This window comes from Gilliamella sp. B2717 (assembly GCF_026536675.1).
Taxonomy (GTDB): Bacteria; Pseudomonadota; Gammaproteobacteria; order Enterobacterales; family Orbaceae; genus Gilliamella; species Gilliamella apicola_I.
Genome location: NZ_JAFNNQ010000019.1, coordinates 37,102 through 49,263, shown reverse-complemented (window position 1 = coordinate 49,263; position 12,162 = coordinate 37,102). Strand labels below are relative to the sequence as shown.

At 34.9% G+C, this 12,162-nt stretch carries 11 protein-coding genes; 6 read left to right on the top strand and 5 right to left on the bottom strand.

The genetic code is table 11. From position 1 onward, the window contains the following. Positions 1-2: 2 nt before the first annotated feature. Positions 3-2,801 (bottom strand): ribosome-associated ATPase/putative transporter RbbA, encoded by a 2,799-nt coding sequence (rbbA, locus tag J3U35_RS04015; protein ID WP_267359723.1) that lies wholly within the window; start codon positions 2,799-2,801, stop codon positions 3-5. A 13-nt stretch (positions 2,802-2,814) separates the two neighbouring features. Then, entirely contained in the window at positions 2,815-3,888 is a 1,074-nt protein-coding gene (locus J3U35_RS04010; RefSeq protein ID WP_267350896.1) for an HlyD family secretion protein, read from the bottom strand. A gap of 348 nt (positions 3,889-4,236) precedes the next feature. On the opposite strand from J3U35_RS04010, the gene argE reads away from it, so the two are divergent. After that, complete coding sequence (gene argE, locus J3U35_RS04005; RefSeq protein ID WP_267350894.1) at positions 4,237-5,394, top strand: acetylornithine deacetylase; 1,158 nt, start codon at positions 4,237-4,239, stop codon at positions 5,392-5,394. Between the two features lie 37 nt (positions 5,395-5,431). Here argE and rnz read toward each other — a convergent pair whose 3' ends face one another. After that, on the bottom strand, positions 5,432-6,349 hold the full coding sequence (gene rnz / locus J3U35_RS04000) for a ribonuclease Z (protein WP_267350893.1): 918 nt from the start codon (positions 6,347-6,349) through the stop codon (positions 5,432-5,434). A 5-nt stretch (positions 6,350-6,354) separates the two neighbouring features. Further along, complete coding sequence (locus J3U35_RS03995) at positions 6,355-6,582, bottom strand: YccJ family protein (RefSeq protein WP_220217224.1); 228 nt, start codon at positions 6,580-6,582, stop codon at positions 6,355-6,357. 75 nt (positions 6,583-6,657) lie between these two features. On the opposite strand from J3U35_RS03995, the gene yaaA reads away from it, so the two are divergent. Next, positions 6,658-7,431, top strand: a complete 774-nt coding sequence (gene yaaA, locus J3U35_RS03990; RefSeq protein ID WP_267350891.1) for a peroxide stress protein YaaA — start codon at positions 6,658-6,660, stop codon at positions 7,429-7,431. A gap of 14 nt (positions 7,432-7,445) precedes the next feature. After that, on the top strand, positions 7,446-8,405 hold the full coding sequence (locus tag J3U35_RS03985) for an AEC family transporter (RefSeq protein WP_267359721.1): 960 nt from the start codon (positions 7,446-7,448) through the stop codon (positions 8,403-8,405). Positions 8,406-8,416: 11 nt separating this feature from the next. Here J3U35_RS03985 and J3U35_RS03980 read toward each other — a convergent pair whose 3' ends face one another. Continuing rightward, positions 8,417-9,274, bottom strand: a complete 858-nt coding sequence (locus J3U35_RS03980; protein ID WP_267350887.1) for a carboxylate/amino acid/amine transporter — start codon at positions 9,272-9,274, stop codon at positions 8,417-8,419. Between the two features lie 489 nt (positions 9,275-9,763). On the opposite strand from J3U35_RS03980, the gene J3U35_RS03975 reads away from it, so the two are divergent. The 3 genes from J3U35_RS03975 (at position 9,764) to J3U35_RS03965 (ending at position 12,040) form a co-directional block, all read left to right on the top strand. Continuing rightward, the gene (locus tag J3U35_RS03975; protein WP_267350886.1) at positions 9,764-10,102 is read left to right on the top strand and encodes a hypothetical protein; all 339 of its coding nucleotides are present in this window, start codon (positions 9,764-9,766) and stop codon (positions 10,100-10,102) included. A 329-nt stretch (positions 10,103-10,431) separates the two neighbouring features. Beyond that, positions 10,432-11,115: a toxin-antitoxin system YwqK family antitoxin gene (locus J3U35_RS03970; protein ID WP_267350884.1), complete on the top strand. Its 684-nt coding sequence runs from the start codon at positions 10,432-10,434 to the stop codon at positions 11,113-11,115. 205 nt (positions 11,116-11,320) lie between these two features. Further along, positions 11,321-12,040 carry a hypothetical protein gene (locus J3U35_RS03965; protein ID WP_267359719.1) on the top strand — a complete coding sequence of 240 codons (720 nt, stop codon included), beginning with the start codon at positions 11,321-11,323 and terminating at the stop codon, positions 12,038-12,040. Positions 12,041-12,162 lie beyond the last annotated feature (122 nt).

The window sequence follows — 12,162 nt, the reverse complement described above, 5'->3', positions numbered from 1 at the left end:
AACTACCCTTCCTGTTTTTTAAGAAGAAAAATACTGGCGCACAGCACAACAGGAATAGTGACTAATAATGCGAATAAAGAATTGTGTAAATCATTAAAACCCAGTGCTTTATTAAATACACCTCGTGCAATGATTAGCATATGTGTTGTCGGATAAACTTCACCGATATAACGCCCACTCCCCTCCAATGAAGCCACAGGATTGAGTAAACCCGAAAACTGAATAGCAGGTAACATAGTGCCGACACAGGTTAAAAATATCACTGCAATTTGACTACGTGTAATTGTTGACGCCAACAGCCCAAGTCCCGTTGAAATAATACAATAAGCTAAAGCAGCCAGACACAAGGTAAATAAACTGCCTTTGATTGGCACGCCAAAAATAGTAATCGCCATAAACAGCAACAGCAAAAAACTAAACATAGAAATAATAATATAAGGTACTTGTTTACCTAATAAAAATTCAGCACGCGTTACAGGGGTAACATATAAATTAATAATCGATCCCATCTCTTTTTCACGGACAACCGATAAAGCAGCCAGCATGGAGGGAATCATTAATAATAAAATAGGAATAACCGCCGGTACCATTGACGGTAAGCTTTTTACATCAGGATTATATCGATACCGCGTCTCAATATTCGCCAAACTGGTTGAATCTTTTCCCGACATTTCTTTAACTTTTTGACTTAGCCAAGCAAGGTGCATACCTTGTACATAGCCTTTAATGGTTTCTGCTCGTAGTGGCATGGCACCATCTATCCAAACACCAATATCAACGGAATCACCACGTTGAATATCTCGTCCAAAATTAGGTGGAATTTCAATCGCTAACGCAATATCATTACTTCGTAAACGGGCATCCATATCGGCATAATCCGTTATAGGTGGCCTTTCAACAAAGTAACGTTTGGAACCAGACAAATTAAGCGTATAGTTTTGACTGATTTCACTTTGGTCACGATCTAGCACGGCAAAACGTAAATTTTCGACATCTAGCGTAATCCCATAACCCATAACGAGCATCAAGATAGCTGACCCCATTAATGCCAACATCGCTCGTAAAGGATCTCGAGACAGTTCAAGTGTTTCACGCCATAAACAACCAATCATCCGAGTTAAACTAAATCCTTGAAGATGATTCGCTGGTGGGATGACTGTTTGGGATTTGTCAGCGGTAACTGAAGCTTCGGTCGATTTTTGTTGTGCATCGCTATCGTCAGCACCTGCATCAACTAGATAGCGGATGAAGGCATCTTCTAAAGTCGACGCGTTTTTCGATGCAATAATATTATCGGGAGTATCACTTGCCAACACTTTCCCCGCATGCATTAAAGAAATTCTGTCACATCTTGCGGCTTCATTCATAAAATGGGTAGTAATAAAAACCGTTACTTTATCTTTACGGGATAATTCGATGATCAAACGCCAAAAGTCATCTCGAGCAATCGGATCAACGCCCGATGTCGGTTCATCTAAAATTAATATTTCTGGGTTGTGCACAACGGCGACCGATAAAGATAAACGCTGTTTAACCCCTAAAGGTAAGCTATCAGGTAGATTTTGAGCATCTTGCTCTAATCCAAACCGTTTAAGAAGTTCAGAAACACGTTCAGGTATTTTACTTTCTTCAATGCCAAATAAACGTGCATGTAGCACTAAGTTTTGCTCAACAGTCAATTCACTGTACAAAGAAAAAGCTTGAGACATATAACCTAAATGCCGTCTGGTATTAATATCATTGGCATCAACAGGTTTACCAAATAACCACGCTTCACCAGACGAAATAGGTAATAAGCCAGTTAACATCTTCATGGTTGTTGATTTACCACAACCGTTTGACCCTAAAAAGCCAAAAATCTCGCCTTGTTTAATCGAAAAATTAACATGATCGACTGCAATAAAATCACCAAATTGCTTAGTTAGCCCTTTCGCTTCTATCGCTGTTTGTAGATTGTTATTTACATCCAAAGGTGGAATTTCAACGGCTTGATAGCCTTGTTTGGCACTTTCTGGCATCAACTGAATAAAGGCATCGTCTAAATTATCTTTTCCTGTTTGGCTTAATAATGATTTAGGTGTGCCGGTTTCTAAAATCTTACCGCCATACATTGCAACAAGCCAATCAAAGTTTTGTGCTTCATCCATATAAGCTGTTGCCACAATAACACTCATTTGTGGTCTTTGCTGCCGAATTTTATTAATTAATTGCCAAAATTGTGCTCGGGAAAGGGGATCGACCCCCGTGGTGGGTTCATCAAGAATCAGTAAATCAGGATCATGAATCAAAGCAGAACATAAACTGACTTTTTGTTTCATACCGCCAGATAGTCGCCCTGCTGGTCTTGATAAAAAGGGATACAGCCCAGTACTTTTTGTTAATTCGTCAATGCGACGTCGACGCTCTGCGGCATCATTACCAAATAAACGAGCAAAAAATTGAAGATTTTCCTCGACAGATAATGTCGGATAAAGATTTTTACCTAATCCTTGTGGCATGTAAGCAATACGAGTACACACCGCTTTACGATGTGACTTATCTCGCATATCGCCATCTAAAACATAAACTAAACCTTCTTGAATAACATGTGCACCCGCAATCAAAGACAGCAAACTTGATTTACCAACCCCATCTGGCCCAATTAATCCCACCATGCACCTTGGTGGAATAGTTAAACTAATGTTATCCAGCGCACAATTTTTTTTATAATGCAGTGAAACATCGCTAATTTTAACCACTGCATCATCAATAGATTTAGCTTCTGTTAATAAAGCTAAATCCTTATTGTCTGATTCTGACATATGCTATCTCCAATTATTTAGTTGGACATTTGGCTACATCAGATAAATCAGCTGGCCAAGAAGTATTCGGGTTTAATCTCACCCATGCTACACCTGGTAAACCCGTTTTTACTTGATTGATAAAACATTTTAATAATTCAGGATCGAGTTGTGCTTTCACTCTAAACATCAATTTTTGGCGTTCATCTTTCGTTTCAACCGTTTTAGGGGTGAACTGTGCAACACTCGAAACAAACGAAATTTTAGCTGAAATGGCTTTGTCAGGTAACGCATCTAAAATCAATCTAACTTCGTCACCAATGGCTACTTTGCCCGCTACAGTTTCGGGTAAAAAGAAGGTTAAATAAACGTCATACAAATTAACTAGATTTAGCACTTTACCACCAGAAGGCATCACTTCACCTAATTGAGCAATACGATATTGGATACGACCATCGACAGGTGCAACGAGTGTACTGTCATCAATATCGGCTTGGATTTGTCTGATATTGGCATCAGCAACATTAATGGCTGATTTAGCACTTTCCACGCCAGCTTGTGCAACTTCTATTGCGGCATCCGCTGCTGTCACTTGTGATTGAGCGGAATCTAATGCTGCTTTAGCGCTATTGAATTTAGCGGTATCATCATCAAATTGTTGAATGGATAAAGCCCCTTTTTGATAAAGGGTGGTTGTTCGTTGAAGATGTTTTGAAGCGATATCTAAGTCACTTTCACGCTGAGTAACACCGGCTAAAGCCGCAATTTTATCACTCATTTTTAAAGAAACTTGTGCTTTAGCACTTGCCTCATTACTGATGGCTTGAAGGTATTGGGCTTGAGCTTCGTTCAATTTGGCTTGCAACGTATCAGTTTGCATTACAACGAGTGGTTGCCCTGCCTTAACAAAATCCCCTTCATTCACATTAATTTTTTCAATTCGACCTGCTAATTTTGCAGAAATATTGATTTCGGTTGCCTCAATACGCCCATTTCCACTAGTAAAATCCGCACCATATCCATCCGTTTTTAGTTGCTGCCATGCAATAAAAATAATAGCAAGTATAACGACGGTGATAATAATCCATTTTTTGCTTATTTGTTTCATAACTCATGCCTTGTTCAAGATAATTAATTTATAATCAAGCTTAACGAAATATTGAATCGTTATATGCTATTTAGTAATGATCAAATAATAACAAATGTTTTTTACAAATAAAATCAGCATACAAAATAAACGCAAGAAATGTTAAAAAATTGAAAATCAGTGAATCTTTATCAATTGATCACACCAAATTAATGTTTGCTGGTCATAATGAGTCACTACTAAATTAGTCATGCAGATTAAAAACGGCGTGAAACATAAGCGTTAGTCATAGGCAAATCTTACAGTAAGTGATATGCTTATCATCTTATTAATGGATTTAATTTAATTAGCAATTTAAGGTGATTTTGTATGGCACTGCCCTCTTTTTTAACGCTTTATAGTGAACTGATATCAACCCCAACAATCAGCAATGTAACCAATGAAAAACTCGATTTTTCAAACAAACCTTTAATAGACAAATTAGCAAACTGGTTTGAAGAGTTAGGTTTCAAAATTGAAATACAGCCCGTACCGAATACTCGCGGTAAATTTAATTTATTAGCGACTTATTCAAATAATGAAAACCAGACACAAGGTGGATTACTGCTTAGCGGCCATACTGACACAGTGCCTTTTGATGAAGGACAATGGACTAAAGATCCTTTCAAATTAACGGAAGAAAACAACAAGTTATATGGATTAGGCACAGCAGACATGAAAGGTTTTTTTGCTTTTATACTTGATGCCTTACGTGATATTGATCTAACCAAACTAACTAAACCTATTTATGTTCTTGCTACCGCTGATGAAGAAACCACCATGGCTGGAGCATCATTTTTTGCTAAAAATACTCACTTACAACCCGATTGTACAATCATTGGTGAACCAACATCATTAATACCGATACGTGCGCACAAAGGCTTTATTTCCAACTCAATCAAAGTCATTGGTAAGTCTGGTCATTCAAGTGATCCAGACAAAGGAATAAATGCGATTGAAGTCATGCATTTAGCTATCGCACAATTGTTAAAACTTAAACAACAGTTTAAAGAACGATATCATAATGACGGTTTTACTGTTCCCTATCCGACGCTTAATCTTGGGGTCATTCATGGGGGCGATGCAGCAAACCGTATTTGTGGTTGTTGCGAACTAATTATTGATATTCGTGTATTGCCAAACAACGATGTTAATTCGCTTTATCATGATCTCTGTCAGGCTTTACAACCGGTCATGGACAAATACCCTAACCGTATTTCGGTGGAATATGAAGTATCCCCAATTCCGGGTTATGAATGTAAAAAAGATCATCCTGCTTTACAGCAAGTTGAAAAATTAGTTGGTCAAACTGCGCAAACCGTAAACTACAGTACTGAAGCGCCCTATTTAAACCAAATTTCACCAACCATTGTATTAGGTCCTGGTTCTATTGAACAAGCACATCAACCTGATGAGTTTATATCAATGGATTTTTTAAAACCGACTAAAATAGCTATCGAAAATTTGATTAAAGATTTTTGTTTATAAAAAATATCCTTTTCGCCGAAACAGTCGGCGAAAAGGATTAGATATTAAACGTTGAAAAATCACTCGCAATTTCCGTATTAGCAAATATGCTTCTTGCTTCATTAAGTAATTTATCATTATCTTTAAGACTATATCTTGGGCTGATATGGGTCATGATAAGTTGCTTGGCATTGGCATATTTAGCAATCGTTGCTGCATGAACAGTGGTAGAATGCCCTCGTTCTAAGGCTTTTTCTTCCAAAGCATGCTCTTGAGTCGCCTCATGCACCATTAAATCAACATCTTTGGCTAGCGCAATCGAGGCTTGACATGGCTCCGTGTCACCAAAAATTGCCAATTTTCGACCTTGCCTTACCGATCCTAAATAATCATTACCATGAATAACACGGCCGTCTTCTAAGGTAACAGTTTTACCGGCTTTCAAAAGTGCATAGTGTGCGCCAATTTCGATATTATCTTGTTTTAATTTATCGATATCTAAACTAGCTGGTAAATCCTTTTCAATAATACGATAGCCAAAGCAAGGAACGCGATGCTGCAACAATGTTGCTTCGACTTTGAACTTTTCATCTTCGAAAACCGTACAGTCTTCTTCAAGCTCAATGATATTAAGTGGATAACTTAACCAAGAGTGACTAATTGCGATAACCGTTTCAATAAATTGCTTCACTCCTTTAGGTGCAATTAAGGTTAAAGCGGATTGATTTTGCATTAAAGAACGCGTGGTTAATACCCCTGGTAGCCCAAACAGATGATCACCATGTAAATGTGTTAAAAAAATCATTTCAAGTTTTGCAAGACTAAATTTAACTTTTTGCATTTGCATTTGAGTGGCTTCACCACAATCAAACAACCACAATTTGCCACGTTCTTGCAAAAGATCGAGCATAATACTACTCACATTACGCTCAGCTGTTGGGCAACCAGCACTGGTGCCTAAAAAAGTCAATTTCATAAAACTTAGATATTTTTACGCTCGATTGTTTGTTCACCCCAAAACAATCTATCTGCTTTTGTTTTAGAAAAGGCAAGTGGCAATACTTCATCACTACCTTCTGACCAAATTTGTTCAGCAAGCTTTTCATCATTATGCGCTAACTCAAAAATGGCTTCTGCAATTTCTAGAGATGTTTCACGAATTTTTGCCCAAGAACGAAGGTCATGTATTTCTTTTTTGGTTTGATTCATTTTTATACCCCTTTTTTGCAAGATTAGGTGTAAAATACCCTCAATTTACATAAATTACAATAGGTGTATCACTTTATGCTAACGATAATTTCTCCTGCCAAGACCCTCGATTTTCAAAGTCCGCTTATCACGAAAACACACACACTACCTAAATTTATTAAAGATTCTGAGATACTTATTAAAGAGTGTAAAAAATTATCCGCCGACGATTTAGCTAAATTGATGTCAATTAGTCCAAAATTGGCTGAAGTAAATTATGAACGATTTCAACATTGGCATAAAGAATTTAATCTTGAAAATGCCAGACAAGCAATTCTTGCTTTTAAAGGTGATGTGTATGAAGGGCTTCATGTCGACGATTTTTCAGAAGAAGATTTAAAATTTGCTCAATCTCATTTACGGATCTTATCCGGACTTTATGGTCTACTCAACCCCCTTGACCTTATTCAACCCTATCGTTTAGAAATGGGGATACGCCTAAAAAACGGTCATAACAATAATTTATATCAATTTTGGGGAGATAAATTAACCGACCAGTTAAATAATGAGTTTCATAAAACTGCAAATCCAACGTTAATCAATTTAGCCTCGAATGAGTATTTTAAAGCCATTAAACCAAAACAATTAAAAGCGACGATTATCCAACCTATTTTTTTAGATGAAAGTAAAGGTGAATTCAAGGTAATTAGTTTTTATGCCAAAAAAGCACGAGGATTAATGAGTCGTTACATTATCAAAAATAACCTCAATCAACCTGATGATATAAAAAGCTTTAACCTTGAAGGCTATCAATTTGATCCAAAACAATCGACGCAGTTAGAATGGTATTTTATTCGTAAACATCAATAAATAGTAATTATCATATGGCTTTTTTTTCGACGTTAGGACAACAATTTGTCGCAACATTACCGCTATTTATTCTTATTTTATTAGGCTATATAGCGGTTAAATTAGGTCGCTGGCAAAAAACGGTGACCGACAGTTTAACCAAATTCACCTTTTATATCGCTTTTCCGATTATGCTCTTTCAAATTATGAGCCATTTTTCCGAGCATTCTGAAATCGATATGAAACTATTATTCGTTTTCTTCGGTAGCTCATTTATTGTTTTTGCTTTAGGTTGCTTAATCGCCTATAAATGTTTTCACCTAAATGGTTCTGAAAGTACGATGTTTGCTATGGGGGGAATCTATACCAACACAGTATTTGTTGGTATCCCAATCATAAAAATGCTACTGGGTGACAGTGCAATTCCAATTGTTGCGATTATTGTCATCTTTAATGCACTTATTTTATGGACGCTAGCAACCGTATCGATCGAATTTGTACAAATGGGAAAACTTTCCAGCAAAGGATTTATTAAAGCATTCAAAAATGTCACCAAAAACCCTATAATTATAGGGATTTTTGCTGGTATTGCGGTTAATTATACGGGTATCACATTACCTAAATTCATTCAACAATCTACAAAAATGGTCAGTGACATGACAGCACCTTTATCACTTATTGTATTAGGCATGGGGCTGGCCGAATATCAAATCCAGAACAAATTACACATTACCGCAACAATCTGTATGATAAAACTGGCAATACTACCTATTGTTACATTTGTGACAGGAAAACTGTTAGGATTACCCGTATTGGAATTACAAGTTATTGTATTATTAAGCTCAGTATCGATTGCGATTAACTGTTATATGATGGCAAGACAATTTGAGGTATTACAAGGCCCTATTGCATCAAGTTTACTCATATCAACAGCATTATCATCCATAACAACACCGTTGATATTATCCATCATGTTACAATTTGGCTTAACATAATGTTATTTAATTTATTTTGGGGAGTGGCGTTTTATTTTGTGATGAAGTATTAAAGCAAACACAATCACCGCACTTCCAATTGAAAATCGAATCCAGTCAATGGATTGATGCCAAACTACGACATTAACCAAGATGCCTGTTGGAATAACTACGTTATTCATAATCGCTAATGTTCCTGAGTCCACTTTAGTCGCGCCATAGTTCCATAAAAAATAACACAAACCAGAGGCAATCACACCAAGCCAAATAATGATACCCCACTGTAAGTTGGTTGTAGGTAATTTTGAATAATCACCAAACAATAACCAGCCAAGACTAGCAACAAGCACAGCCCCTAAATAGACCCATGCAAAAGCTTGATGTTGGGGCAATGGATAAAGTTCCATAATTCGTTTATACCCAACCTGCCCTAAAGCAAACACAACATTTGCGCCCTGAATTAATAAAAATCCAATAATAAAATCACGACTAATATGATCATAGCGAATAATAGCTGCACCAATAACGGCAATAATAGCCGTTAACAGATAACTATATCGAAGACGATGACCTTGCAATATGTCATAAATAATCGTGACATAAATAGGCGTTGATATGGTAAAAAGAAGGACTTCAGGTACTGAAATATACTGAAAGGAATTATAATAAAAAAAGTACATAATCCCCAATTGACAGGCTCCAACGCCCATTAACAGAATCATCTGTTTAAAGCGGATACCACGAAATCGAAAAAAAGGAATAAAAGTAATAAAAGCTAACAAAACACGCATCACAACAGCAAACCAAGAGTCAACTTGTCCACTGAGATAAACAGCAATAAGACTGAATGAAAATGACCAAACAATCGTGACAAAAATAAGATAAAACATAAATCACAAATAACCAATTAAATTTAAATTGCACGCATCGTACCAATTCATCATTAACTTGTAAACGATTTATTACAATAATTGGTGACAAATAACGTTTATGATCTAAATTATTCAATCATTCTACACGACAACATTACTTAATAACCTGTATACAAATAATTAGTACCTTTCATCGAAAACTGCCGTAGCAAAATCCATTCCACAAGTAAAAAGTCTAATGGAAAATAAAATTTTGAATTTTACACCCAATAATCGTAGATATATTGAACTTAATTCAGATATTAAAGGAACATAAACATGACTAAATTCAAATCATTCTGTAATGACTCAAGATGTTTCTAAATTGTTGTACAAAAATTTTTCAATATAAAGAATAGTGATTAAACAAAGAAAGGTTTGTTACCCTATTCCGCTATAAAGATACAGTCCGGTGACAGTTGAAGGCAAAATTCAATCTATCCAAGAAGATTATAAATGGATGACACTATGAAATTATTAAAGATTGTAATCATAATATTACTAGTAATTAAATGTTTTACCAAAATTCTTATTTGTCAGGATGATCCTACCGTTTTTATGGTGTTGAAGAAGCCGAATGGTTATTATACTTATCCTCTCCGTTATACTTATCTTGAAGCAAATTACCATAAAGGGTTACCGATTGGAATTTGGAAATTTTATAAATTAGATTACCAAGAGAAGCCAGATGGATCTGCTGATCTATCTTCTGCTAAAAAAGGCAAACTTTTGTACACAGAAACCTATAAAGACGGTGAGCTTATCGAACGCAAATTTGTGGATAAAGAAATTGATGAATTGAATTAAATATTGTGTAGTAAACAAACAATTATTATGCTTATCACCCTCATAAATATTAACGGTGGTAAGTTAACAATAAATAAAAAAATAAACATAACAACTTAATATTTTTAGTTGTTATACTGTTGTCAATATAGGAAAGAAACACCCTGATGCTAGAAATAATGTAGGAGTTCTTTGGGGAAAAAATCAAACGAAATATAAAGTTTTAATCAAGCTTGATTATATTACACACCCTAAAGATGCAAAAAGTATTTACGACAATATGGACTTAGTAACATAGCAACTTGCTCAAGGGTTGGAAATCAACATTAATAAACATTTTTAAGAATAAAATGAAAAAATTACTAATAGTGTCTATTTTTTTTGTTGGCATTTTGGCATGTGTTCAACGCATTGAAGAAAAAAAGATTTCAGAAGCCACTCCTTCAAATTCAGTACGAATTAAAGAATCCAATACTCCGGAGGGTTTTCTACGGTATGAATATTATATCAATGGCAATAAAGCAGCGGATTATATAAAAACTTACTATACTAAAGGCGGTCAATTAGAATCTGTGTATTATATGTCATCATATAAACCAGACGGCATTTCTGCTCAAGGATTTTACCCAAATGGAAAACTAAAATTCATCCGCTATGTAAGAGATGAAGTTAAAAAAGGAGATGTATTATATGTTATTTATTATCCTAATGGACAAATAAATCTTATAGAAACAATAGTTACTGACTCTTTAGAATTACCCAAACTCACTACTATGTACTTTGAAAATGGCGTTAAGCAAGGTGAAGGGTTTATGGATATGTATAATGCTACCACAATACCTGTAGGATTATGGAAAACATACGATGAAAAAGGCGATTTAATCGAAACCACCTATTATCATCCCGATGAATTCGGCAAAGACTATAAAATCGTAACTCAATATAAGAATGGAAAAGTTGTTTCAAAGAAAATTTACAATTTTGATGATTTATATGAGACTGAGTTAAAAGAGCTTTTAACCATACCGAAATAATAAATAATTGAAAAATAGAAAATTTTGATTGAAATAAAAATGCGACTATTTACCAAATTACTTTTGAATATGGATTCAGATCTAACTATGCGACAAGTTTGGCAGAGTTTGCCGGTATAAGCTTAGGTGTCCAAAATCATTATGCTCATGGACATTGGGGATTTAATATAGATTTTATACATACTACTATTCAATTAGGAAAATAATGAAAACGATAGCTATACTTTTACTCATTAGCTTTTTGACTTCTTGTGGTTATGCGCATAAAGAGGAAAAAACAAACATAAACTATAGCAAAGTCATTGCGTTAGACCATGATCCTGTTTTAATTCAGTTAGGCAATAAAAAATTAACATTAAAAGGATTAAACCAAGAAGACTTTTCACTGGTACAAAAAGGGAAGACGCTTTTTATCATTAAAAAGCTGTATCTGGGTATAGATGATCTGCAAATTGAATTTATAGATAATAAGGATCAAGATTTTCTATTAACTGGTGAAATAGAATATGGGGTTTCTCAAGACTTAATTGATGGTATACGAACTATTGAATTTTTACCATTTTATTTTAAAGAAGATATACTGTTGCATAACAATAAAGGTAAATTTATTTTATCAACAGCGATTAAAACCACATCACAGCTAGAAGCCATTTGCCAAGAAAAATATTTTGATGAGATCCGAAAAGAGTCTTATTTGGTTCAAAAACAGTTCTATCAAAATGAAATAATTGATAACCCAGAAAAATATAAGGATTGTTGCCCTGAATATATTGAATATGCAACACAATTTTTATCTAAAAAAGAGCGTGATTTTCACTCATTACAAAGCCTGTTTGTTGAATTTACCTATAAAAAAATAACGTTAAACATAGGTAATGGCTATCATATCGTCTTTTATAATATCAATAATTTTGTTCCTGATTAAAAATGAGTGATTATGCGGATTGTATTAGTTTAACTAAATAACAAAATAGAGATAAAATACAAACCGTATATAATAATCATTTATCTATTTCTAATTTTCGAGAAATCTCTAATATCTATGTA